The organism is Streptomyces sp. RLB3-17 (assembly GCF_007113425.2).
GTDB classification, from domain to species: domain Bacteria; phylum Actinomycetota; class Actinomycetes; order Streptomycetales; family Streptomycetaceae; genus Streptomyces; species Streptomyces mirabilis_D.
The window spans coordinates 11,872,839-11,896,792 of the sequence record NZ_CP041610.2 but is presented as its reverse complement, the minus strand read 5'-3'; the positions used below and the strand labels follow the sequence as shown (position 1 = coordinate 11,896,792).

At 67.5% G+C, this 23,954-nt stretch carries 21 protein-coding genes and 4 pseudogenes; 8 read left to right on the top strand and 17 right to left on the bottom strand.

What is annotated here, in order from left to right; translation table 11 throughout:
* Nucleotides 1–486 precede the first annotated feature (486 nt).
* Complete coding sequence (locus tag FNV62_RS53910) at nt 487–2,262, bottom strand: P-loop NTPase fold protein (protein WP_143606197.1); 1,776 nt, start codon at nt 2,260–2,262, stop codon at nt 487–489.
* 1,339 nt (nt 2,263–3,601) lie between these two features.
* Between FNV62_RS53910 and FNV62_RS53905 the strand changes: the two genes are divergently transcribed.
* Entirely contained in the window at nt 3,602–4,729 is a 1,128-nt protein-coding gene (locus tag FNV62_RS53905; RefSeq protein WP_144316312.1) for a hypothetical protein, read from the top strand.
* 310 nt (nt 4,730–5,039) lie between these two features.
* Here FNV62_RS53905 and FNV62_RS53900 read toward each other — a convergent pair whose 3' ends face one another.
* The 4 genes from FNV62_RS53900 to FNV62_RS57415 form a co-directional block, all read right to left on the bottom strand.
* Nucleotides 5,040–5,351 carry a calcium-binding protein gene (locus FNV62_RS53900; protein WP_144316311.1) on the bottom strand — a complete coding sequence of 104 codons (312 nt, stop codon included), beginning with the start codon at nt 5,349–5,351 and terminating at the stop codon, nt 5,040–5,042.
* A gap of 154 nt (nt 5,352–5,505) precedes the next feature.
* Nucleotides 5,506–5,742, bottom strand: a complete 237-nt coding sequence (locus tag FNV62_RS53895) for a trypco2 family protein (protein ID WP_263986814.1) — start codon at nt 5,740–5,742, stop codon at nt 5,506–5,508.
* Nucleotides 5,743–6,037: 295 nt separating this feature from the next.
* Complete coding sequence (locus tag FNV62_RS53890) at nt 6,038–8,038, bottom strand: DUF2075 domain-containing protein (RefSeq protein ID WP_225900762.1); 2,001 nt, start codon at nt 8,036–8,038, stop codon at nt 6,038–6,040.
* A 238-nt stretch (nt 8,039–8,276) separates the two neighbouring features.
* Entirely contained in the window at nt 8,277–8,399 is a 123-nt protein-coding gene (locus FNV62_RS57415; protein WP_257040156.1) for a hypothetical protein, read from the bottom strand.
* Between the two features lie 351 nt (nt 8,400–8,750).
* Here FNV62_RS57415 and FNV62_RS53885 point away from each other — a divergent pair, with 351 nt between their 5' ends.
* Nucleotides 8,751–9,245, top strand: coding sequence for an effector-associated domain 2-containing protein (locus tag FNV62_RS53885; RefSeq protein WP_144316310.1), 495 nt, complete (start codon nt 8,751–8,753; stop codon nt 9,243–9,245).
* Here FNV62_RS53885 and FNV62_RS53880 read toward each other — a convergent pair.
* Nucleotides 9,166–9,951 (bottom strand): hypothetical protein, encoded by a 786-nt coding sequence (locus tag FNV62_RS53880; protein ID WP_144316309.1) that lies wholly within the window; start codon nt 9,949–9,951, stop codon nt 9,166–9,168. The genes FNV62_RS53885 and FNV62_RS53880 overlap by 80 nt on opposite strands.
* A 408-nt stretch (nt 9,952–10,359) precedes the next feature.
* Here FNV62_RS53880 and FNV62_RS53875 point away from each other — a divergent pair, with 408 nt between their 5' ends.
* Complete coding sequence (locus FNV62_RS53875; protein WP_097282962.1) at nt 10,360–10,755, top strand: hypothetical protein; 396 nt, start codon at nt 10,360–10,362, stop codon at nt 10,753–10,755.
* 105 nt (nt 10,756–10,860) lie between these two features.
* On the opposite strand, the gene FNV62_RS53870 is transcribed toward FNV62_RS53875, so the two are convergent.
* The gene (locus FNV62_RS53870) at nt 10,861–11,049 is read right to left on the bottom strand and encodes a hypothetical protein (RefSeq protein ID WP_144316308.1); all 189 of its coding nucleotides are present in this window, start codon (nt 11,047–11,049) and stop codon (nt 10,861–10,863) included.
* Nucleotides 11,042–11,254 (bottom strand): hypothetical protein, encoded by a 213-nt coding sequence (locus tag FNV62_RS53865; protein ID WP_225900761.1) that lies wholly within the window; start codon nt 11,252–11,254, stop codon nt 11,042–11,044. Before FNV62_RS53865 ends, FNV62_RS53870 begins: the two co-directional genes overlap by 8 nt.
* Nucleotides 11,255–11,273: 19 nt before the next feature.
* Here FNV62_RS53865 and FNV62_RS53860 point away from each other — a divergent pair.
* Nucleotides 11,274–11,675: pseudogene (locus tag FNV62_RS53860) on the top strand (VOC family protein); the annotation flags it as partial.
* Nucleotides 11,676–11,796: 121 nt separating this feature from the next.
* On the opposite strand, the gene FNV62_RS53855 reads toward FNV62_RS53860, so the two are convergent.
* The 3 genes from FNV62_RS53855 to FNV62_RS53845 form a co-directional block, all read right to left on the bottom strand.
* A complete protein-coding gene (locus FNV62_RS53855) occupies nt 11,797–12,222 on the bottom strand; it encodes a hypothetical protein (protein ID WP_205523203.1) in 426 nt (141 codons plus the stop codon).
* A gap of 205 nt (nt 12,223–12,427) precedes the next feature.
* The gene (locus FNV62_RS53850; protein ID WP_144316307.1) at nt 12,428–13,654 is read right to left on the bottom strand and encodes a hypothetical protein; all 1,227 of its coding nucleotides are present in this window, start codon (nt 13,652–13,654) and stop codon (nt 12,428–12,430) included.
* Between the two features lie 50 nt (nt 13,655–13,704).
* Nucleotides 13,705–14,016: a calcium-binding protein gene (locus FNV62_RS53845; protein WP_144316306.1), complete on the bottom strand. Its 312-nt coding sequence runs from the start codon at nt 14,014–14,016 to the stop codon at nt 13,705–13,707.
* 97 nt (nt 14,017–14,113) lie between these two features.
* On the opposite strand from FNV62_RS53845, the pseudogene FNV62_RS56810 reads away from it, so the two are divergent.
* Nucleotides 14,114–14,680, top strand: a pseudogene (locus FNV62_RS56810) (integrase); the annotation flags it as partial.
* Between the two features lies 1 nt (nt 14,681).
* Here the strand turns inward: FNV62_RS56810 and FNV62_RS53840 are convergent.
* Complete coding sequence (locus FNV62_RS53840) at nt 14,682–15,002, bottom strand: DUF6417 family protein (RefSeq protein WP_144316305.1); 321 nt, start codon at nt 15,000–15,002, stop codon at nt 14,682–14,684.
* 219 nt (nt 15,003–15,221) lie between these two features.
* Between FNV62_RS53840 and FNV62_RS53835 the strand changes: the two genes are divergently transcribed.
* Nucleotides 15,222–15,692, top strand: a complete 471-nt coding sequence (locus tag FNV62_RS53835) for a hypothetical protein (RefSeq protein ID WP_144316304.1) — start codon at nt 15,222–15,224, stop codon at nt 15,690–15,692.
* A gap of 31 nt (nt 15,693–15,723) precedes the next feature.
* On the opposite strand, the pseudogene FNV62_RS53830 reads toward FNV62_RS53835, so the two are convergent.
* Nucleotides 15,724–16,404: pseudogene (locus tag FNV62_RS53830) on the bottom strand (transcriptional regulator); the annotation flags it as partial.
* 362 nt (nt 16,405–16,766) lie between these two features.
* On the opposite strand from FNV62_RS53830, the gene FNV62_RS53825 reads away from it, so the two are divergent.
* Complete coding sequence (locus FNV62_RS53825) at nt 16,767–16,925, top strand: hypothetical protein (RefSeq protein WP_225900175.1); 159 nt, start codon at nt 16,767–16,769, stop codon at nt 16,923–16,925.
* A gap of 339 nt (nt 16,926–17,264) precedes the next feature.
* Here the strand turns inward: FNV62_RS53825 and FNV62_RS53820 are convergent, their stop codons facing one another.
* Nucleotides 17,265–18,263, bottom strand: a complete 999-nt coding sequence (locus tag FNV62_RS53820) for a YdcF family protein (protein WP_144316303.1) — start codon at nt 18,261–18,263, stop codon at nt 17,265–17,267.
* Between the two features lie 241 nt (nt 18,264–18,504).
* Nucleotides 18,505–19,329: pseudogene (locus FNV62_RS53815) on the bottom strand (IS481 family transposase); the annotation flags it as partial.
* Between FNV62_RS53815 and FNV62_RS56805 the strand changes: the two are divergent.
* Entirely contained in the window at nt 19,262–19,591 is a 330-nt protein-coding gene (locus tag FNV62_RS56805) for a DUF6083 domain-containing protein (protein ID WP_144316302.1), read from the top strand. The pseudogene FNV62_RS53815 and the gene FNV62_RS56805 sit on opposite strands and share 68 nt — an antisense overlap.
* A gap of 181 nt (nt 19,592–19,772) precedes the next feature.
* Here the strand turns inward: FNV62_RS56805 and FNV62_RS53810 are convergent, their stop codons facing one another.
* Together FNV62_RS53810 and FNV62_RS53805 are read right to left on the bottom strand one after the other, a co-directional pair.
* Nucleotides 19,773–20,519 (bottom strand): hypothetical protein, encoded by a 747-nt coding sequence (locus FNV62_RS53810; RefSeq protein ID WP_225900760.1) that lies wholly within the window; start codon nt 20,517–20,519, stop codon nt 19,773–19,775.
* 178 nt (nt 20,520–20,697) lie between these two features.
* A complete protein-coding gene (locus FNV62_RS53805; RefSeq protein ID WP_164657684.1) occupies nt 20,698–23,949 on the bottom strand; it encodes a hypothetical protein in 3,252 nt (1,083 codons plus the stop codon).
* Nucleotides 23,950–23,954 lie beyond the last annotated feature (5 nt).

The window sequence follows — 23,954 nt, the reverse complement described above, 5'->3', positions numbered from 1 at the left end:
CAGGATGAAACCCCTGGTTGACCTTACCGCGACCTACAGAGTCCGGATCTGCGTTTCTCTCACGGCTGGGTCACGACGGGCCGACCACGCGACTCTATGACGGCCATAGCACTAGCTGAGCTACTTGACCCCGGCGTCAGCAGCAGAGCTGCCTGCCCCTCTCCGCGGAGCGATGGTCACGGATGTCGTGGACTATCTGTGGACGGACCTCAGCCAACCGAGCGTACCCAGGGGCACCGACCAGCGCTTTTCTCCGAGACTAAAGCGCCCTCCGGAGCCGTGTGCACAGGTTCGAATCCTGCCCAGGATCCCGACTGCGGAGGCGACGCTAACGGGCACCACTGACATCAGTACTGCAGGCCGTCATTCGCGCAGGTCCGATCGCCACCGCCCAACGCTCAACGAGCCGGCCGTACGTGTTCCGGGGCTCAAGGCTGACATCGGGGCAGGCGGGTGGGCTCCAACCGGCCTCAACTCACGAGCTCGTCAGTCAGCCGCACGGCCATCCTGAGCCGCCTGCAAGAAGGCGTGGACCATCCGGGTCAACTCCGTGCTGGATGTGGTGATCTGCGCGCCGAGTCGGTTGCTCTGCTTGACGCGGTTTGGGGTGATCCGGCCGGTGTAGAAGACCGCTGGCCCCAGATAGCGCCCACTGTCACGCCAGTGCCGGAGCGCGACGAACCCCTCATCCCCGTCCTGGCTGCGCGCGATGTCGGAGAGCAACAGATCAACCCGAGTGCTGGCCAGAACACGCTCGGCCTCTTCTTCATCAAGGGCAAGCCACACCCGCACCCCCAGCGACTCCAGCAGCCCCACATGAAAACTGATGCCGTCTGGATTGTCGTCCACCCAGAGCACGTGAGCTCCGGTGTAGCGGGTCGAAGGGCTGGGGCTCTCCTCATCTGGGGCGAGACGCTCTTCACCGGGGTACGCCCCAGTGACCGACGCGACGCCGTGCTTGAGAAGGCGCAGCAGTTCGTCGGCGCCGTCCAGGTCCATCAGCTCCTGAAGTAGCGTCACGAACGTATGGTCCCGCTCCAGCGCCGGGAAGCCAGTGGGGAGATATTCCTCCAGCCGGGCCAGCAACGGCTTCCACTCCTCAGGCTGGTCCCGGACTGGCGCAGACAGGCCGTGCTCCGAGACGCAGGAGACCGTGATCCGCCAGTCCTCCGGATCCGGCGGCACCGACGGCCGGCTTAGCACCCTGTGGGCCCTGCGGTAGTCCAGGAACTCCCGGGCCGCGTCGGGATGATTCCGGTCGCTCGTAATCAGGGTCCGGTAGAAATCCGCGTACAGGTGCTGGAGCAGCAACGTCCTGATCACTGCTTCCGGGGCGAACCGAGCCCACACGGGGTTGAGGCTGTATTCCAACCCGAAGCCGTTGATAAGTCGTTTGATTCGGCGCGGGTTGCGGGCAGAGCGCTCGGCAATCAGCTTCACCAAGTCGTTGTCCAACAGCTCACGCAGACCAGAACGGAGCGCGCACCGGCGGACGTACACCTCGACGTCGTCATGCCCCGGGGCCGGTAGCCGGTAGCTCGTCTGGAAGATCTTCTCCATGAAGGCCGACCCAGCCGGTGACAGGTCCCGCAGCAGGCCCGACGGCCCGAGGGCCGAGCGGTCGCAGCCGACCACGAAGGCGAGGCCCGGCACGTCGAGGTAGACCTTCACTGCCTCGCACACCGCGAGCACAGTCTCTTCCGAGCAGCGATCCAGATCATCGACGAAGACGACAAGCAGCCGCCGGGGCACGTAGGTGGCCGACTCCGCCCACTCCGTGGCCAGTTCACGCAGCGCGTCCCGCATCGCATTGCGGGTCGTGGCGTCGACGGACAGTTCCTGCCATAACCGATCAACCAACCCGGCCACCCCCAGCGGGGCTGCTGCCGCGGTGATCGCCGTACGGGCCGCTGTGATCAGCGTTCGCCGCTCGGTCAGACGGTTCAACGCACGCCTCAGCACCCGTCGGTCAAAGCGCATCAGAACGGACTTGATCAGCCCCTCCAGGGCATCCGCCCCGGTCGAGGTCCACGCGTTGTACCAGACAGTCGCCGTGTCGCTCCGTCGGTGCAGCTCCGCCTCGACCAGCCGCATGAGACTACTCTTGCCCATCCCCCACCCGGCGTCGACGGCCAGCGTGAAGGGTGTCGAGTTACGGGAGTCGTGCAGCAGCCGGGCGAGCTCCCCGGCGGCCCGGCCGACGCCGAGCAGGTCGCCGTCCGGCTCAGATACCGGTTCGTCGTTCAATAGCGAGAACTCCATACCTGCCCTCTCCCTCGGCTGGTTCAAGTTACAGGTCTGCACGCCTACTTGGGCCACTTGGCGGCCCTGTCTTGCTGGCGCACCTTCCAGTTGCGGGACCACCTGCAGGGTCCGAAGGCGTCGCCGGAATGCTGCCCTCCGGTGAATGCGCGGCAAAGTCCGGCACCCTCGACATGCGGCCGTCAACAAACGTGCACGTGAGAGGCCTAGTTGAGTAGAAGTGTGCAACTCTCTTCTAAGCGCTGGCTTTCCGTTGGCCAAGAGTGGCTCAGCTGCGTGCAGCACCGGGGCCGGCGGCGAAGCCTTCAGACTGGTCCAGGTTGAAAGGTGAGCCCGGTTGCGTAGGGGACCACCCCTGACGGAGAGCCGACGCGATGGCGGTGGCGACGTCTCTGGGCAGAACCGCGACACTTGGCGCACCGAACCAGTTGCTGGCATGAGGCTGATTCGTGGTGACGACCAGGGTCGTGCCAGGGGTGTCCGCGTGCTGCACTGCGTACGTGCACGGTCGATCACAGAGAGCCTGGTCGTACGTGGGCCGGCGGCGCAGGCGCCAGCGGTAAGGCGTGCCGTCGACGACGATGCGTCGCGAACCCTTGCGGCCGATTGCCATGGCGTCCCCGTCCCTGGACTGCCAGCATGCTAGCTGGTCAGACCCTGGAGGATCCGAAGTTTCGGGCCGTCTCTGGGCCGTCCGAGGCCGCTCAACGGCGACGCATGACGACTACCAACGACAGGTGTCCCGGCTCACTGTCGCAGGTCACATGAGTTGATCTGCGAGACTGGTACAGCGATGCCTAAGCCCGGAGAACTGAGCTGAAGTGCACTAATCCCGCGTACCGAGAGCAGCGCCAGGTGAGTGTCTAACTGCGTGACAACGCCGACGAACACCGACAGACGAGCGCGGACGTCTGCGGACCATCCGCGCAGTCGAGAGCCACACCACTCCACGGCAGAGCCCCCGCCCAAGTTGCTTCGGGACGAAGAGGTCCTGACGGCAACCTCTGACGGCAACGTCATCAGACTGCACCGGCCTTGGGCGCCTCCAGGGACACTCGCCATGCTCCGTCGCGGGCTCCGCACCCAGGAAGGAGGTTCAGTTGATCGAACTCCTAAAGCGGTTGTCAGCCCATGCCACGGCCCCAACACACGAGCGCTTCCCCGGACCGTCCCTGGGTCTCGGAAGGGCACCCGCCGATGACCAAAGTCGACCACTGCCAACAGCTCAGCTGAACCAGCTCCCCTAACACTCACCGCAGACCCGGCAATCACCTCTGGGAGCGCAAGTTGATCCCTGAAGCATCTTTACAGACCGTCACATGTCCGGCACGCTTCGCCCATGAAACTTGCACGGCGTTCAGCGATCGCATCGCTGAACGCTCTCCTCGCCTGCACGCTCGCTGGTTGCGGCGGCGGTTCGCATAGGAGCAGCACCGCCCCGCACATCCCCGCCATGGGTATCACGTCGGCGCCCGCGACCGTACCCGGTTCAGTCGGCTACCTCTACACAGATGGTGGGGAAGTCGACTATCTCCAGTGGCAGTCGGATGCGAGTGGCACGTTTCAAGGCACTGGGCTGGATGCCACCGTCAAGGGCAGCGTTCCGGACGAGCAAGTATCCATCGGCAGAAGCAACTTCGACGGGCAGCTCAGTACCTCCACGGTCACGCTGTCGTATATGGGGAACACCGCCCGCGGCGTCTTGTCGGATGACACGCTGACCATAAACGTCGTCACCGGTGATGGCAGCATCCGGCCGTTCACCTATCACCGAGCCTCCGATGGCGAGTACAACGTAGCTCTGGCCAAGTTGAAGCAAGCCGTCAGCCAGGCAAATGCCCAGGAGAACCTCTCCGAGAGTCAGGCCGGCGCGGTGCAGAAGGTATCCAAGGACTACGAGGCCATCAATACCGATGAGTCCAGTCTACGCAGCGACTTGACTGGCTTGGGTGACGACGTCACCAGCACCGAGGCGGACCTCGCCAGCGAGCACGCCGATGAGCAGAACGTGCTCACGGAAGCAGGCGACGGCACGGACAACAGCAGCGTGTGCGGCGATGCTTCGGGGGTCAGCGGAGACGCCTCTGGTGTCTCCGGCGATGCCTCCAGCTTCTCGGGGGACCTTCAGGTCATGACCACCGACCTATCCACGCTGCACAACGACGCCTCCACACTCACCAGTGATCTTCAGGCGCTGCTGAAGATTGAACCGGGTTATGCGGGCGATGGAAACAACCCGTCGCCAAGCGATGTCCAACGCGCTGTCTCTGTGGCCGCGTCGGCGGCCGACGGATATGTGAAGCAGGCAAACCACAAGATCGGTCAGGAGAACGGGGACGTGGCAACCGCATACGGATATGCGGCAGATGCCTCGAAAGCCGGGAACTGCAACCTAGCAGCTGACGGCCCCACACCGATTGGACGCATCTCATCACCGTTCGTCGGACAGAGCGGAGCCTCTACCTAAGCAAAGAGCCGTGTCTACCGATCCCTGCACTAGCAACCGAGGAGGCCTTATGGGCGCTGTCTATGTACGCATCGGGGAGCACCGGTCCGCATACCACACTGACGCTGACTGTCCGTCGCTGAACGGAAAGCAGGATACCTACATGGGTCAGGAGTCAATGCCCGAGGACAAGGCCAAGAAGCAGGGGCTCACAGCCTGTCAACGCTGCAAGAGATAGCTGAGCAAGCAGCACCGCTGCAGCCGCGCGTCGCGCCAGCCATGTCCAGCCCTTCCACACAACCGGTTCCGCGTGGGTGGGAGGTGCCCGACCTCAAGCGGCCCAGTGACGGTATGCCTCGATCCACTGCGCACCCTCGGGCTCCGGGCTGGGCAAAGGCAGATCTAGGATTCCGATCGACTGCCGCATGCCGCCGCGAGAGCACAGGGCGACGATCCTCCCGTCCGGCGTGAGGTCGATGCCGCCCACGGTCGCCTCGACGCCGAGCACCACGGTGGTGAAGGGCAGGTCGAGATGCTCCTCAAGCATGGTGAACAGACCGGTCAGCTGCTCGTCCTCGTTGTAGGCGTCGACAGTCGCCTCTTCGATCATGGCCTCGAGCTCGGCCATGCCCAATGCGCTCATGGGGCAACACTAACGACCCTCGGGGTGACACCGGGCGGCCCGGCACTCCTACGCGCGGCCGGTTGGACTCACGCGGATGCGTGTACCACTCGGTAACGAAGCGCGTGTCCGCCGTCTCGGCAGCCAGGCGCGAGCGGGTCGGGTTCACGACCCGCTACCGGACGGAGGGGGGCCGTGTGAAGCCGGCGGTGCCGCCGCGATCGGCGCTGCCGATCTCCAGGGCGCGTCCCGTCGCCGCGTCCTTGGGGCTCAGCGTGAGCTTCACCCGGTGCGTGTCGGCCCGGCCTCGCGAGGCGTCGGCTCCAGCAGTGACCACCCAGGCCTTGATGCCGACCCTGCCCGCGACGTCCTTGCGCAGCTCGACCGTGAACTCGAGCTCGATGGAGTCCACCGCGAAGCGGACCGCCTGGTCGGCTCCCTGTACCGCGGCTTCCAGCAGTTTCGTCGCGCAACGACTGGACGGCCTTCGCGAGTTCGACGCCTTCAAAATCCTGGCTCATCGTTCCCCCGTGCACAGACCGCGGTGACGCGGGCGCAGCGTCACCACCCGGGGGCAGAGCGTAGCGCCTGGTTTCGAGGCTCGTCAGGTAGTGCCGCGGTTTGGGCCGGCAAAGGATCCGCACTATGGCGGAGCGTAAGTCGGTTCGGGCAACGTAGCGGCCTGCGCCACAACCGGGCCGCGTCGCCTACATTGACCGCACCAAAGAGCGCAGCATCTCTCGGGTCTCCTGATCGGTGGAGAACAGGACGGTGCCCTGCATGCCGCGGGTGAGGAGCACTTTGTAGGTGTTGCGGATCAGGTGCGCGAACTCGTGCTCGGGGGCGCGGGCGACGACGGTGTCCTTGCTGGACTTCTTGTCGGCGACCCATACGCCGTTGCGCCACACCAGGTCGGGGCCGAAGATGACGCCGCTGACGTCGTATTCGAAGCCCTGCGCCGTGTAGATGCATCCCACCTGCGTGAACCCGGCCGGGTCGGTGGCCCAGAAGTTTTTTGAGGGGTAGCCGCCGATGGCACGGTCTCCCTGTACGTTCCACGGGCGCTTGAAGTCCCACTGGGGCAGGTTGACGTCGTCGACGAGGCCGACGAAGTTCTTCGCCTCGTCGACGACCGGCTCGCTCCAGGGCCAGCAGAACCCGGCCGTCATGCGCGCCTGCAGCCCGGCTTCCTGGTGGGAGCGCAGGATGGCTTCGAGTTCCTGCGGGGTGTCGGCCACCGTGAGCGTGAAGTGGTCGTCGCCTTCGAAGGGGAGGGGGCCGCCCGGGATCAGGCCGAGCAGGCGCAGGACCCACTGTTCGTAGGCGCGGCTGCCGCCGCAGCGGAACTGTCCGTCGAGGTTCACATGCCGGACGGTCAGGCCCTTGGCCTTGGCCACCCGGTCGATCTCGTCGACGGTTCCCATTTCGCCGGGGCGCACGACTTGGTGTTCGTCGAGGAGGAAGACCGGAATGCGGGCGGCATCGAGGAGTTCTTCGATCTGGCGGCGGTTGCTGCGCTTGTCTTTGGGTGTGAAGCGGTGGTTGGAGGACTCCCGGATGCGGTGGGCCTCGTCGCACACCAGCACGTCCAGGCCGTTCTTCTCGGCGTGGGTGAAGTGGTTGAAGTAGCCGAACAGCTTCCGGATACGTGTGCTGCCTTTGCCGGCAACTTTCTGCAGGGTGGTGGTGAAGGACTTGGAGCCGGTGGCGTGGATGGCCGTCACCCCGGTGCGGTACAGCTCGCCGAGAACTTCGAGCGCGATGACGCTCTTGCCGGAGCCGGGTCCGCCGGTGACGACGATGACTTCCTTGAAGTCGGCCTGCTTCGCCTTCTTCACCGCCCGCATCACCAGCGAGTAGGCCACCTGCTGTTCGTTGAGCAAATTGAACTGCGAGCGTTCCTGAATCTCCTGGGCTGCGACGGCCATCAGCTGCTTGCTGGGCGCGATCTGCTCCGGGTGCAGCGCGTCCGCCGCGTGCGCGCCGGAGTCGGCGGCGAAGCGTTCGGTGAGGAAATCCTGGAACTTTCCCTTGCTGGAGGCGGTGAACAACTGCCCGTACGCGTCGGACTCCAGGTCGAAGAGGCCATCGACGCCGAAGTCGGTGGCGTTGTGCAGGAACGCGGCGCCGCTGATCCGATGTTCGTGGCCGTGCAAGGACTTCGTGAAGTCCGCGATGTGGTCGCAGTAGCGGCGTACTTGCGCGATGGGGTGCAGGCGGGCGGTGTTGCCCATGCCCTGCACCGTCACCAGGTCCTCGGCGTCCGGCACCAGCTCGACGGCCGTCCACTGCTTGAGCTCCACCACCACATACGACGGCTCACCCGTTACGGGGTAGGCGCCGGCCAGCAGGGCGTCGACCCGGTAGCTGGACAGCGGCACCGGATACTCGATGAGGACTTCGACGTCCCCCAGGCCCGCATCGAGCAGGGTGTGGGCGAGGGCGGGAAGGCTGTTGCCCCACGACCTCTTCTCACTCACCCCGGCCTCAAAACCATAGGTGAACTGGAACTGTGTGGCCAGGCTCTCCACCAGCGAGCCGGCACCCGCCGCCTCAGCTACAGCACGCGCAGACATCCGCAGCAACGACACGAAACAATCCCCCGGGCAGCACGAAACACCGTGTGCGGGTGGGGGCATGTCCGCAAACAGCGGAAGCCCGGCGGGCCGCGCTAAAACAGAGATCACTCTAAACCCCGGCACCGACATTCCGTCGTGGCCCCGCAGTTACAGCCATGACGGTGGCCCGGTGACACGGCCAGTCCCCCGGGCGGCGTGCTGCCCGCACAACACAGTCAGCGCGGGTGTCAGGCGGTCCGCCCATAAGGATCAGGCGGAAAGGGAGCCCGCAGCCCAGTTGAGCAACTGGATCACAGTGGCCGGCACCCGCAGCCCTCGCCGCACCCCTGTGCAGCAGGCTTGGCCGGGGGCGCCGGCAACTCCCGCGTCATCGCTGCCGGATCCACCAGAGGATCGCCCCGACCAGTGCACCGCCGGCCGCGGTGGACGCTCCTCGCACGGCCGCGAACAGCGCGGCATGACGCAGACGTCGTAGGCGCTTGCCTTCCATGGACCTCAACTCCCCTCTACGGACGGCCCTTTATCTACAGGGTGAGGGCTTTGGGAGCCCGCTTTACGGAGTCCGACAACGCCGTACGTATTGCCCGGGGAGGACTGTTTCGGGAAGTGTTGTCATACAGAATCGGACAGATTCAGACGGCAGGAGGGCCTGTTGGGAGTACTCCGCAGACCTGAGCTCCCACCTGGGCGGCTGAAAGAGCTGAACGATGCGCTCCATCATCTGCACCTGCTCGCGGGCCAGCCGTCAGTGCGTGACCTGGAGCGGGCACTTGGCCGAGGGGCGTTCAGTCACAGCCGTATCTACGATGTCTTCAGCAGGGGGCGCCTGCCGAGGTGGGGCATGGTCGACGTCCTCGTGAAGGCCTTGAGCGAGCAAGCCCCAGGTCTGTCTGCGTCCGAAGAGCGCCGGCATTTCCATGCCCTCTGGATCGCCGCCTCGCGCAATGACACTGAGCCCGTGCCACAGCGGCGTAGCCGCCCGCAGGCCGAGCGATCGGCAGTGGGCCGCTACATGGCAGAACTGAGCGACGCGTTCCTGGACTTGCCGATGATGCAAGACCCGCAAGGACGATCCATGTGCATGCAGTACATCAGCGATGCCTTCCCTGACGTACGGTTCGAAGTCCCCGACCATCTGACTCCACGCTTGTTCGCCTTGGCCATAATGGATCAGGTCCGTTGGATCGAAGGCGGCCTTGCAACGTTCACGGAGTATCTTGGAGACCTGACGGGCGAGACCCGAACGTTCCAGCGGTTCAAGGACATTGCTGCCGAGGCCCTTCGCGATGTTCGCCCTCCTCAGCCCGATTCCGATAGCGGCGATCCGGATCTTTGACCTGGGCCGGAGGCACCATTCCCTGGCCAGGGACCGCGAGAGCGGACCTACCGGGACCGGTGGTCGCGCCCGCGGGGGCGGTAGCCGGGTTTCGGGGCGTCACAATGGTGGCAGCTTCGGCCGCACCGGGCGCAGCGCCGTCCCCGTCGCGCAGCGTGACCGTACAGGCCGGGCGCCGTCCGCCCTCGAGGGGGTGCTGACGGCTGGGCAGCAGTACGGCCTGCCCGCCGACCGACTCGTCACCGAACTGCGAGCGCATTTCAGTCAGCCACCATGCCAGGAGCCGGTCCGTCCCGTCGATGGGCGGCACCAGCCGCTCGCGTGGCCCGCTGCCCCTGGCTCCTTTACCGCACCGCACGTGGAGGATCCCGTAGGTGCCCGCGTGCGGATACCAGTCCCCCGCCCGCAGTCGGACCGTCTCGTTGATCCGCAGGCCCAGGCGCCGCCACAACGATTCCGCCACGTAGTCCCGCGCCGCCGTCAGGAACGCCGTCCCCCGCAGGCTGGGCAGGTGGTAACGCCAGGCGGTGAAGAGGAACTCGACTTCCTGCGCCGAGGGCGGGATGCGGACGCCGACGCGGGCCAGGCGCCGGGGCCGGTTGAACTCGTCGACCGGGCACACCACCGGCCGGGCCACTGCCTCGCGCACCCAAGCGCCGTAGCGGGTCTCGACGAACGCGTAGAACCGGTACACCGCCTGCGCCATCTTGTCCCCGGGTCTGCGGTCCCGTCCGCCGCTTCCGCGCCGCCACCAGCCACTCGTCGACGTCGGCGGGGCTGGACCTCCCACACCGGACGGGCGGCGAAGGCCAGCAGTTGCTCGACCCACGCCCGCTGCTGGAGAATCCACCGGTCTGTGACCCCGCCTGCCGCCAAGGCCAGCACGAACTCATCCACCCACGAGGTTCCGCTCGCCTACAGATCAGCGCTCATCGCTCCAGCGTGAAACCCCACCGGCCCAGATCTTGAGGGAAGTTCGCAGATGCCGAAGAAGCGACCACTTCGTTGACCTGTGGAACCGCGGCTGACCAGCAGCGACCACACCGGAGCGAGCCGGACCAATTACGTAATTCCTTAGGATTGCCCCTGAGGTACGGCCAACGAGGAGGCATGGGTGGGCAATCTGGGGGGATACCAGACGATGACGACGCTGGCGAAGAAGGTGGGCGGCCCCGTGGCGCTAGCCGTCGTCACTGCCGTGAGCGGGTGGGCCATCGGCCGGGGTGCTGAAGCTGGGGGGAAGAACGTATTCAGGTCTGCCAAGGCTGCGGCCAAGAAGCGGAATGCCCCGTGCTCGACGAAGGGCCAGGTCTTCGACGTCGTGTCCGACGGCGAGGACGGCAAGGGCCTCGCGCTCCGGGCAGGTGACCAGTACCGAGTCATGGAGTGCGACGGGGAAGCGATCCTCATCGAGGTGCTCGGTGGCACGAACAATCCCTACTTCACGTCAGCGCAGTTCCTGGCGTCGGTGTCGGGCTTCCCCACGGCGGAGAAGACCAATGCCGAGTAGCTCGACTGCGGGTGTGGGCACTCGAGTCAGCGGCTGACCCACGCAGCGTAGAAGCCCCCGTGAGCGCTGCGCTCACGGGGGCTTCTACGCTGACGTCGATCCGGGTCACTCGGTCTCGAGTCCGCCATTCGAGTCGATCCCGAATTCGGCCGCCGACGTGAGGGCGCGGTCGACGACGCAGAACTGTGCGCTGTCCAGTTCGTGCGTCCCCAGGGCGGCCGAGCCGTCGTTGAACGTCCCGCCCAGGATGCTTTCTCCAACCCCAGGACGCCGGACCAGAAATGCGCTAGGCATCCAGGGAGGAGCTGGTCAGGTCGAAATGCAGCCGGTTCTGGGCGGCCTTCTGCGTTTGGGAGGGACGGAAGCTGAGGCGGTAGCCGGCGTCATTCCCGGACAACAGGGCGACGCCATCGTGAGAATCGTCGGCTCGCACATGGGACGCGTCCGGTCCCTGGCCGACGTCAGCGTGCTTCGCACCGAGGTCGAGCGCCCTGGCCACGGTCTCCTTCTGGTCCTGTCTCGCCGACCCTGAGGGCAACGAGTTCTGTGTCATCGAGCCGGGCAACAATTTCCTCGCCGGCTGCGGCTTCATCGGAGCGCTCGCCTGCCATGGTTCGCAGATCGTGGGCTACTTCTGGAGCGAGGCGCTGGGCTGGCCGCTGGTCTGGGACCAGGACGAGGAGACCGCCATCCAGTCACCGAACGGCGGTACGAAGATCACGTGGGGTGGTCCGCCGCTCATGCCGGACCCCGGCAAGGACCTGCACTTGGACCTCGCGCTCGACGACGACCAGCAAGCGGAGGTCGAGCGCCTACTCTCCCTCAGGGCGAAGCGTCTCGACTCCGCCCACGGCGCGGACGGCGCGGTGCTGCTGGCCGACCCCGACGGCAACGAGTTCCGCGTGCGCACGCGCCAGTGAAGCGGGAGCCGCGGTAACCGGTTGCTGCCGCGAGGAGCGCAGCAGAGAGTCGGGCAGGCCCCCGTCACCCGACGAGCAGCTCAAGGCGTCCCGCGAGGAGAGAGCCACACCCAACCCAGAATTAAGCAGCAGAGTCGTCGCCCGGCGGCAAAGTCAGCGACGCCCGCCGCATACGGACGCTCCACGTGGCCGTGTCCGGAAAGACGGACAGCCGCGGAACCAGGTCGCGCAGGACGAGCCCCTCGCGGAAGCCGGCCAGGCCGGACACCTCCAGGCGGCAGCCTTCCGTGAACGCGCGCTCCCCGAAGACGACCGGTACGTCCAGGACCCGCACGGAACTGGCAACCAAGGCCCGGCCGATGACACGTCCCAGGTCGCGCGTAGGGTTCCGGAAGCAGCCCCGCGTGGTGTAGAGGAAGACCTCGTCGCCCTCCTCCAGGGCACGGGCCGCCTTGGACCGGCCCGCCGGGAACGCCATCCGCTGCTCGGTCACCACCCAGCTCAGGGCGGCACGGTCTCCGATGATCAGCAGGTGCGTGGACGGCATGCCGATCACGACAGCTGGGGCCGCCCGGCGCGCCTGCGGCTCCACTTCCGTATCGCGCGCGGTCACCTGGTGACGCCAACCACAGCCAGGGCCCCGGGCCGGCTCGGGAGCCCGCACCGGCAGCCGTCTCACGGACCGGCCCGCCCCAGGAAGACCGGCAGCGCCTCCGGCCTCACCCTCTGCACCGCCCAGTGTTCCGCCGCAGTCACAGCCGTGGGAACGGTGACTGTCGACGGCCGGCGGCAAGCGCACTGAGGCGGTCGCCGATGACGGAGACACCAGGGCGGGGCTCGTACGCGTAGTACCAGGGCTTACGTCGGCGCAGCAGCGCCTCGCCGTGCTCGCTCCAGGTGAATCCGGGCTTCCGCAGCAGCTTTCGGAACACAGTGTCGGCTGTCTCCGGGTGAGCGGTAGCCAGTCGGCGGATCGGCAGCGGCCCGATCGACTCCTCACGCAGGTACGTGCGCAGCAGGTCCTGGTACTGCCTGCGGCCCCCGAGCGCCGGTTCCACGAAGAGGTCCCGGAGCATTCCGTAGTCCGCGTAGAAGTTGAGACCGTCGACCTGGTCGTAGATGACACCGATGGTGTCCGAGCCCGCTAGTTCCGGCGGCAACTCGAAGAAGGGCAGGTCCAGGCCGGGCAGTCGCCTGCCCCGGGCGCGGTCGGGCTGTCCGGCGACGGCGGCCTCTTGGCGGTGGCGGTAGTAGGCGTTGAGGAGATCCTCGGCTTCGGCAGGCTGAAGGGCCAGTTCGTCGCCGCCGCAGAACTCGACGAACGCGGCCCGGTCCTCCCGCATCGCCTGCCACCCCTGCTCGACCTTCTGGGGGTTGCGGAAGACCAGTTCGGGTCGGCTGGTGGCCAGCTGGAGAGCGGCCTGGGCGATCTCGGTGGCGCTGGACTTGGGGTAGCTCGACATCGCCCCGGACACCAGCCACGCCCCGTCGGCCGTGTGAACCGGTACCAGGCAGATGTGGAGGAAGTCCCCCTTGGACACTCCGCGGAACGCCGCCCGCCCGACATTCGAGTACGTGCGGTACTCCAGGTCGTCGATCAGGTTCAGCAGGACGACGGCATCCTTTTCCTTGCGCTGGATCTCGAAGATGCCCTCGACCGGGTCGCGCCAGCCGAGCAGCATCTCCCGGTCGACCGCGGTCAAGTCCTTCCGTCCGGCGACGAACCGGTCCGCCACGGTCGAACCGTCCGGCAGGCGGTACCGCAGGATGAAGTGGTCGACGATCCGGATCGCCTCGCCCTCGTCCAGCTGCCGCTCAGGCCCTGCGGCCTCCAGCAGGAGGGGCGTCAACCACCGGTCGAAGCGGGAGCTCTGCCCGAAGGCGACCAGTTGCCCTTTCAACTCGGCACTGCGCTCGATGAGGTCGGTCAGCGACCGTTCGCCGACTTCCTGATGCGTGCCCTGTTCGGCGTCAGCCATGTTCAGCCCTTCCACACAACCGGTTCCGCGTGGGTGTGAGGTGCCCGACCTCAAGCGGCCCAGTGACGGTATGCCTCGATCCACTGCGCGCCCTCGGGCGCCGGGCTGGGCAAAGGCAGATCCAGGATTCCGATCGACTGCCGCATGCCGCCGCGAGAGCACAGGGCGACGATCCTCCCGTCCGGCGTGAGGTCGATGCCGCCCACGGTCGCCTCGACGCCGAGCACCACGGTGGTGAAGGGCAGGTCGAGATGCTCCTCAAGCATGGTGAACAGACCGGTCAGCTGCTCGTCCTCGTTGTAGGCGTCGACAGTCGCCTCTTCGATCATGGCCTCGAGCTCCGCCATGCCCAATGCGCTCATGGGGCAACACTAACGACCCTCGGGGTGACACCGGGCGGCCCGGCACTCCTACCCGCGGCCGGTTGGACTCACGCTAGGCGTGACCAACGCGTTTGCCATGTTGCGCCTGCTGCCGATGAGTGACCGGGACAAGGAGGTGGAAATCCTGGCGCTGCCCCATCAGATCATGGTGCTGGAACGGCAACTGGGCGGGACCAGGCCGCGTTTCGGCGAGAGTGATCGGGCGTTCCTGGCGGCGTTACTGCATCAGCTCCCGCGGGACATGCTGCGCAGGGTGCGGCTGCTGGTGCGCCCGGACACGGTGCTGCGGTGGCACCGCGACCTGGTTGCCCGCCGTCACGCGGCCCGTTCTCGACCAAAGCGCCCAGGCTGGCCACGGACCGTGCACTCGATCAGGACCCTTGTGCTGAGCCTGGCACGCGAAAATCCCAGCTGGGGCTACAGAAGGGTGCACGGTGAGCTGCTCGTGCTGGGCGTGAAGGTAGCTGCCTCCACAGTCTGGGAGATCCTCAAGGAGGCCGGGATCGACTCTGCGCCCGAACGGAACTCCAGTACCTGGGCCGACTTCCTGCACTCCCAGGCTGACGTCCTGTTGGCCTGCGACTTCTTCGAAACGGTCACTCTGTCCGGAGTGCGGCTGTACGTGTTCGCCGTCATCGAGCACGCTAGATCAGCTCCACCAGCTGCCTCGGTCCTTCCCCGCCGGGTGAGGGCTCGGCCCGGGGTCGGGACCGGCCGTAGGTAATGGTGTCGTCCCCGTGCGGGGTCAGGCGGGCCGCCCAGCGCACGGGCCGGCCTTCCAGCGCGGAGAGTTTCGCCCGGTCTTCCCGGTCGGCCAGCTCCACCAGGCCCTGCTTCTCCAGAGCGTTGACTTGCAGCTGGTGCGGCGGGAGGAGCTCTGTGTCCAGCGTCCAGCTGTGCCCGGCTGCCTGGCCGCGCTCGCGCAGCGCCTCCAGGACGGACAGTGTCTTCTCCCAGTTCCTCATCCACTCCCCCGGCTGCGCCTCGTGTCCGTATACGTCCGTCGACCGTAGGCGTCAGCGTCGGCCCGTACGGCCCGACGGAGAGAAAGGCCAGTCCACCGAGTGATCAGACGCCGGCGCGTGGCACACTGACGGCCGGAGGTGGACTTGTGGATTCGTAGACGAAGTCGTACGGTCCTGTCATGTGGTTTCGTCCACGAAGTCGAACAGGGGAGTCCTGCCGTGGATCGTGCAACGCTGCGTGCCGCCGTCGTTTCCGCACTTGCTGACGTCGAATCCCTCAATGCCAAGCTCAACGGACTGCTTGCGGACATCGACGGAACCGACACCGCTGTCGACCTAGGGCGCCAGGGGTTGTGGACAAAGACTCAGGTCGAGCTGCTGTGGAGCAAGGTGAACCACCTTCCAGGGGTTCGTGCGCTCTTCGAGGCCACGGCTGAACGCCCTGACGAGAAGATCACGTTCACCGAAATTCTGCAGCGCTCCGGGCTGCCGGAGCGTCAACAGAGCAACGAGCACGCTGCTCTCAGTCGCATCTCTGCGCAGCTGTTCAAGGAGAAGCGTTGGCCAGTCGAGAACAGCCAAGGTGGTTCTGACAACACGACGGGCAAGGCCGAAATGCTCTACTGGATGGACAGCCGAGTCGCTGCGTGGTGGCGCGACGTCAGCAGCGATGACTCCGGTCGTGTGTGATCGGGCGTTCCTGCCGGACAGCTGTCCGTTTTGGCGACAGGTCGGCATCGACGCCGAGGTCGGCCATGGTGGCGAGGTAGGCATCACGGAGCCGGTTGTGCCAGCCGTCCAGGTAGCGGCCTTTGTCGTAGCGGACGTACGCCTCGATCGGCCGCACCTCGTAGCCCAGCTCCACCGCATAGGCAACCTTCGGCGTCGCGTACCAGGCCGGGCCCTCGGGACGCTCGCCCTTCGGCGTGAACGGGCTGGGCAGCAGACTGGCGTCCAGGTTTGCCCACTTGTCCTTGGCGACCTTCACCTTCGACAGGTCGACGTGGGACAGGTCGACCAGCCACGAGCCGGGCAGCTTCGGGTCGAACACCGGGTTCTTGACCTGCGTCGGCTCACCGAGACCGACGGTCAACCCGTTGGCTCCGGCGGCGAAGGCCATGTTCACGTCGATGCCCACCAGGTTCCGGCGAAGGCATTCGGCGTCGGTGAGCGGGCGCGCCCAGTCGTACGCCTCCTCCACCAGGACCTCGGCCGGGGTGCGGTGGTGGAAGCGCGGCAGGTCGGCGAGCAGCGGGTGCCCGTCCGGGGCCTCGCACGGCGCGCAGTCCACCGGCTCCTTCCCCAGCGAGCCGGGGTTGTGCTCGGAGTGCCGCTTGCCTGTCGCGTCCGCTTCGGAGGCCCGGGTCGGCGGGTGCAGGGCGGTCATCAGCTCCAGGCCGGAAGGAAGTCGGCAGAGCCCTGCCGGCGGACTACAAGCAGATCGTCGACGCTTACGCGCCGGTGCAGATCAACGGGCACCTCTACCTCCACCATCCGGCATCTGCATGGTTCAACCTGGCCGAGCGCATACGTTCGACGTCGGCCACCTGGGCAAAGAGTTCATGGGAGTCCTACGTCACTGAGCCGGAGGACGACCCTCGCGTCTTCTGCAACCTCCCGCAGCTCAGCTTTGGAACCGCCGAGGGCCTGATCCCCCTCGCCTCCACCGACCAGGGGGCCGTGATCTTCGGGGCTACCCAAGTTCACGGGATTTCCATGGGCGTAGTAGTCCAGGGCTCAGAAGGTGACTGGGTGGGACACGCGATGACCTTCGCAGAATGGCTGTACCGGTACCTGGTCGGCGGGGAGATGACCGGCTGGGACAGCGCGGTCTTCTACCCCGGCCCTGTTCTGCTGGAATACCTGCCCACAGGGCCGGGTCAGCGCATGTGGGAGACGTACGGACCGGAGCGCGGAATGTGAACCGCACACCAACCGAGACACCTTCTAAGACGCGCGGGGTCGTCGGTCGCCACTGGTACAGCCCAACTCCTTAAGGAATTCGGTGAGGAGGCTGTCGCCAGCAGAGCGTCGCTATCATCGGCACCTTCGACGGCCGCATCCTGGCCGGAGAAGTCATTCCCAGTCCCGATGACTTCAATGCAGAGCAGATCGTCCACGAAGCTCTCAGATACCATCCGATCGCGCTGTGACCTGCAAGCTCCGTCAGCCAGCGGCCACCCCCGCTGTTCGGCGCGGGCGCGGGTTGCTGGCGAAGCCACGCCGACCCTGCTGCCCGGGGCGGCACGCGCGACGGGTGCCTCAGCGCTGGAAGACCGCTGTCGCCACAGGCACCGCCAGCAGCAGGCTGAGCCCGATCAGGGGCAGCCGGTCCAACCACAGGACGGCGGCGAACTCACGCAGGGTCGCGGAGAGCCAGTACGCGGGAGAGGTCGGCGCCCCCACGACGTGGACAAGGACGCCGGAGCGACAGGCCAGCAGGGCCGTGCGGTAGACGTGGAAGCCGCTGGTGACCACCGTGGCACGGTGCCCGGAAGCGGTGCGGTCCATGAGAGCCGCGCTGAAGCGGAGGTTCTGCCCGGTGTTCACGGAGCGGTCCTCCCGCACGATCCGGTCGGCAGCCACCCCGCGTGCGCGCAGGTAGTCGGCCATGGCGTCCGCCTCGGAGCGCACCTCGTCGTCGCCCCGGCCGCCCGAGACGACGAACACCACACCGTCTGCGTCCGGTGCGCCGGCGTCGTCGACCGCGAGGGCCCGCTCCAGCCTGCGGCGCAGCAGCGGACCGGGCCGGTCGCCATTGAGCCCGGCGCCCAGGACGACGACATGGGTGGTCTCCGGCGGCGGGGTGCTGCGGCCCCGGACGAACACGTAGACGGTGAAGGCGAGGAAGAGCAGGCTGAGGTATCCGGCGGCCGCGTTCACCGCCACCATGAGGGCACCCGCCACCTCGCCCCCGGCAGTCTGGACGACCGCGTCGAGGCCGAGCACCGCCAGCAGGGCGCAGCCGGCGGCGCCGGTGGCCAGCAGGGACGCCTGCGGTCCGTAGCGCCGGACCAGGACGATGCTGTCGACCAGCAGGAGCAGGCCCAGCGCGAGGGTCATGAGCAGGGCGGCGACGGCGAGCACGGTCACGACGGTGGGGTGAGTCTCCGCACTGCGGGCGGCCTCGCCGAGCCCTGCCGACGTCACCGCGAGGCAGAACAGGACAGCGGTGGAGAACCGGTGCGGCGCCAGCACGGCATGGACGACGCCGCCCACGGCGAACACCGCCGCGGCAACGTACTCCGGGTACTCCGGCACGTCCCCCACCACTCCGCTCTCCCGCCCGCCGGGCCCGACCCGTCCGCCCGTCGCCGCCTGCGCATTTCCGGACCCGCGCACCGCTGCGGGGCCCGGTGCGGACGCCGCCGGACATCCTCGCAGACCCGTCGGGGCGCGCCGTACGCGGGCGGGCGCCGACGCGATCAGCCGGGACCGGCGTATGCCCGTCGCCCAGGTCAGATGCACCAGGAGCGGAGGACCTCGGCGACGGCGTAGATGCTCAGCCGGGTGTGTATTGACCCGCCGGGTTGTTGACGCGGGTGATGGGTGGCTGTCCGGCGAGTGCGGTGTGGCAGCGGTGGTGGTTGTAGGTGCGAAGGAAGTCTGCCAAGGCTTCGGCTCGTTCTTGGTTGCTGGTGTAGGGCCGTAGGTAGGCCCATTCGTCGAGCAGGGTGCGGTTGAAGCGATCGACCTTGCCGTTGGTCTGGGGCCGGTAGGCGCGAGTGAGCTTGCCGGTCGCGCCGAGGTTGGCCAGTGCGGCCGTCCAGGCAAAGCTCTTGCGGTAGGCCCAGGCGTTGTCGGTCATGACCCGCTCGATGTGGGTGATGCCGCAGGCGTGGAAGAACGCGGCGGCGGGTCAGGAAGCCCGCGCAGGTCGCGGCTTTCTCGTCGCTGTGGATCTCGCTGTAGGCGAGGCGGGAGTGGTCGTCGACGGCGGAGTGGACGTAGTCGAAGCCCATCCTGCTGCGGGTGGCCCGGCCGGCCTGGCGGCCCAGGGTCTTGTGGCCGCCACCGTCGGGGATCCGGCCGAACTTCTTCACGTCGACGTGGATGAGTTCGCCGGGGCGGTCGCGTTCGTAGCGGCGGATCACCTGGCCGGTGGGCCGGTCCATGAACGCCAGCCGGTTCAGGCCGTGGCGGACCAGGATGCGGTGCACGGTCGAGGTGGGCAGGTCCAGCAAAGGACCGAGGCGGGCGGGGCCAAGTTTGCGGTCCTGACGCAGCCGACAGACCCGAGAGCCTCCACCGCTGCCGTCGTGCGGTGGGGTGTTGTCAGGGGGCGGCTGGGCCGGTCGTGCAACCCCCGCTCACCCTCGGCCCGCCAAAGCGGGCCATCTCAGGCAGTCCGGCATAGACAGGGCCGCCACGCCCGGAAGCATGTCAGGACGGACCTAAACGACGGGGTGGCCTGGTGTCCCCGTGATGCGGAACCGGCCCCGGGTACGGCGTGCCGGATCCCACATCGGCTGGTGTGCCCCGGGGTCGACTGGTCCAAGCCGTGGTCGTGGCTGGCAGCGGCGCGGGAGGAGACCGACCCAGCAGGCGCAGCTCCTATACAACCCGCCACGGCTACACAGCTCTGGTGAAGGAGTGACCAGCGCATAAGGGTGTGCAGAGTCTCCGCCCTGCAGGCAGCCGGGTGGAGGGTGCTCTGCTACGTCACCGGTGCTCACCGCAGCCGGCGGCCCACTCGGGCCATGTTGCGCAAGCAGTGGGCCGACAACGGGCAAGCTGCTGGGAGCAGTTAGCCCTTCCGGCGATTCGGGGTCAGTCGTCTGCGTGCCTGAGGACGGCGCTGCCCGACCACGGGGTCCAGTGCTCGCTGAAGGGGGACAGGGCATCAGCGAGTGCGGGCGTTCCCACAGGCGCTGCGAACACACGCATCACCTGCTCCCAGCACGTTGACGTCAGCACGACCTCACGTTCGAACAGTTCCGCTGGGAGGCCGAGAAGGCTGTCAGTGTGCAGGGCCCGGATGTAGTTGAGGAGTTCGATCGCCATAACCATGACCGAGGCAACCAGGGGTACAGCAGCGCGGAACCGTTCGGACAGGCCAAAGGGATCGGCCTCTTCGAGGAGATCGGTGTCGTGATGAACCACGTCGCCGTAGATCCATGCTGTGGCGAGTTTGCGGTCGTCGAGTTCGGCGGTCCAGCCCGCGGCATCGTCGCCGATCATGACCTGGTAGCCGCCTTCCCGTGGGGCGTTCGAGTCCGTTCTCGTGCGCCACTCGGCCCGCGCCGCCTTCACCCACTGCGTGTCATGCGGCCGGTTCCGGCAGAAGTACCCCACTGCGGCCAGTGCCTTCAGATAGGAACAGGCGTCGCCTTCGAGCAGCAGAGGCCTGACCCGAGCGGCGGCCGACTCGACGACCTCCTCGGCCGGGTACTCCTGACGGACGTGTGCCTCACCGTTGCCACGGGCCGTCACCGTGTACGGCGCATCGGCCAGAGTGACCAGTGCGTCCCAGTCCGCCGCCAGGGAATGTGCCTCCACCCGGCGAGCGCGCACCACGAACGCCTCAAGTCTGCGCGGCACAGCGGCGCTGGGTCTGTCTGCGTTTTCCCGAGGGTCATCAGGCCTTCCAGGAGTAGGTGAGCCGCCTGGTCCAGAGCCTCGCGGTTACAGCAAGGATGACGCAGCAGCCACCCGCACGACAATCCGATTCAGGGCAGCCCGGTGTCGGGCAGGTTCAGGGCGAGGGGGTGGGCTGTGTGGGTGTCCTGCGGCGCGACCAGGTGCTGGGGGTGGGCAGGTTGCCGTTGACAACGATGGCCGCGACAAGGGACGGGGCCTCGGGGTTGGTCAGGCCGTGGAGCGCCGGCTGGAGGGTGAAGAGGTAGTTCTCCGGCACGCCGACGGGTGATGTCTTGCGACTCATGTCCAGGATGCACAGGATCGACAGACGTGCGCCGTCGGCGGCTGCGTACTGGGTAGGCTGCCCCATGTACTTGGGGGCGGTCTCTTTGGTGACCGGGGTTTTGCGTTCGACCTTCAGTTCTGCGGTGATGCCGTCGTGCCGGACGTCGAGAAAGCCGAGCGCGAGGGGGCTGCCGCGTTCGAGGCGGCCGCCGAGTTCCGGCTCTGCCTGCAGTTCTCTGTACAGGTCGTCGTGGAACTTGCGCTCGGTCACGTGGCTGCCGCGCTTGTACTGCTTGTTCCACGTCATGGTGAGCCCGGTGCGGCAGATGGCGGTGAACAGGCGGCAGAACGCCTGGAGTTGGTCCTCGTCGTAGCCGGCGTGGTGGAAACGTTCGTAGAGGGCGATCAGCCGTCCGTCGAAGACGGGGAAGCTGGTCAAAAAGTCGCGCGAGGCGTCGAAGGGCCTGCAGCGGATCTCGCGGTGTCCGGCGACGTCGAGGCCCTGGGAGACCGGTTTGCCGTCCCGGGTGCCGCGCCAGCGCAGAGTGACCGAGAACGGTGGGGCCAAGCTGCCGGCGGGGAGGCCGAAGCGGAGGATGAGCGTACCGGTGGCACTCAGCGTCATTGTGCCGTCCGGGTGCGGCGGGCGCGGCCAGAAGTAGGCGGGCGTTTCCGCCTCGTTGGGGGTGAGGTGGCTGAGGAGCTCGGCTTCGAGGGACTCGGCCCACTCCGGCCAGGGACCGGTGCGTACGTCGAGGCGGAGTTCGTAGACCGTCGAGGGGCGCAGAACCTGCGGGCCGGTGACAAGGTGGCCGTCCACGCTGGCCAAGACCACGGCTACGGCCGGCTGTTGCTCTGCGGACGGAACGTCCGGGTCCCCGTCTCGGGCTGCCGCGTGGGAGGTGAGCGGTGTGCGGCGCGGGCCGCGGGCGATCACCAGAGGCACGGACAGGGCGGCCCAGTGGGCAAGAAGGTCGGCGACGCCGCTGGCGTCGGTGAGCGACTGCACCTGCTCCAGGGCCGCCCGTACGGGTGCGGCCAGCGGGTCGGCGGCGTCGAATCGCTTGTCGAGTTCGGTGGTGGCAGCGGCTGCGCGGCGGCGGGCCGCAGTGGCCAGGGCGGTCATCTCAGCGGTGTCGGCGTCGAGTTCGGCCGCATCGAGCCTGATCAAGAAGGCGGCCACCTCGCACAGCCCGGCGAAACACCGCACGTAGGCGGCGGTCGCCGTTGCCTCCTGGGCCTGGTCTCTGAGTGTGTCTGCGGTGGTGCGTAGTTGGGTTGCGCGGGCACGAAGCGCGACGGCCGGGTCTCTGCCGGCTTGGCCGGGGTAGTCCGTGCCGGCGGCCGGCGGTGCCAGTACGCGGCCGGTGAGCAGGCTGCGGAGCGTGGTGCGGGTGCGGACCTGGTCCGCCAGAGCGTGGGCGTCGTGGTCTGTGCCGAGGGCGTGTGCGGCATGTGTCAGCGCGAGGGCGGCCGCGCTCGTGTCGCCTGCGGTGGCTGCGACGGCGTCGAATGCGGCCGCAGCCGCGATCAGCGAGGCCAGCTTCCGGTGGACGGTGAAGGCGGGCTCGTTGGGGATCGCCGCGAGGACGGTGTTCATGAGGGCGGCGGCGTCCGCCGGACGGGCGGCCCGCCAGGCGACCTCGGCGTATTCGGTCGCCCCGATCACGCGGTGTGGACCCAGCTCGAGGGCGGCCTTGCGCAGTTCCTCGGCCGTCAGGCCGGCCAGGCCCGGGCCGCAGTCCAGCAACGCGCGCAACTGCCGGTTGTCGTGGGTGTTGAACCGGTCGTTGATGTAGGGGTCGCGGACCTGGCGCAGGCGCAGCCGGGCCATGGCCGGGCTGACGGCGGTCTGGGGCAGCCAGTCACGGCGCAGGGCGTCGCGCAGGTGGTAGCGGTCGAGGTCGGCGGCGCGTTGGAGGATCTGCTGTTCGGCGTGGAGGCGGAGGGCTTCGTCGCCGCGGGTGAGGCGGGCGGCGGCCGTCATGGCCTTCGTGACGGTGTCGGGGAAGCGGTCGGTGTCGACCTGCGCGCAGACCATCAGCGCGTAGACCAGAAGACGGAGGGTGTCTTTGTCGCTCCACTGCAGGCGTATGGCGGTGTCGAGGACGCCGTTGATGACAGCGATGTAGTGGTCGTCGAGCAGGGCGGGCAGGAGATCGGAGATGCTGGATGGCACAGGGTGGACGGCGCCGATGTCCGCCCAGGCGCTCAGTGCGGCCGACCGCGAGGCGACGTCGGAGTCAACGATGTAGGTGTGCAGCAGCGGAAGGATCATCCGCAGCAGGCCGGGGTGGTCGCCGTGCCGTCGTCCGAGCGTTCCCAGCAGCGGCAGCAGCCGCGGCACGATGACCTGTTCGCGCTGGCTCTCGCGTTCGTCGGCGATGGTGTCGATGACCGCCCTGCACACGGCCACCGGGTCGAGGGTGGCGATGTGTTCCAGAGCGTCCAGGAGCCTGCCGATGCTGGACGCCAGGGACTGCTGGTAGGCCATCCGTTCGAGGAACCGTAGCTCGGGCGGCAGTGTTTCGGGGGCGGCCAGGAGCGGGGCGGGTGCGGTGTCTGCCGACTCCAGTGTGTCGATGGTGGTCAAGGCCGCGCCCAGGAGGGCAGCAAGGTGTGGTTGGGCCCAGGCCGGGTGGGTCTGGGCCAGCTGCTCGGTCAGGATCGCGGCGTGGACGCCTACGTCGTCGCCCCAGTCTCCCCCGATGCGGGTCAGGCAGGTGGAGAGGAGATACTCGAAGACGGTTGTCTGCCGGCTCTCATCGAGCTGGGGGTCACTGGCGGTCCTGAATCGGTCTTCGGGGTCGATGAGGCGGCTGGTTTGTTCCAGGACACCGAACAGGCGCTGGCGCACGGTGTCTCCGGCTGTGCTGCCGGTCCGCTCGAGCTGCGCGGGCACATCCCCGACCTCCAGGACGAGCAGGGTGGCGAGTGCTTGCTGGACCGTGCCCAGCGGTGCGGGGTCGTCGTAGGGGTCACCGTCAACGCCCAGGTTCAGCAGCATCGGCGGCACGAGCAGACCCGCCACGTCCGCGTGGGTGAACGCCAGGGCCCGCACGGCGGCTGCGCCCAACGTCAAACGGC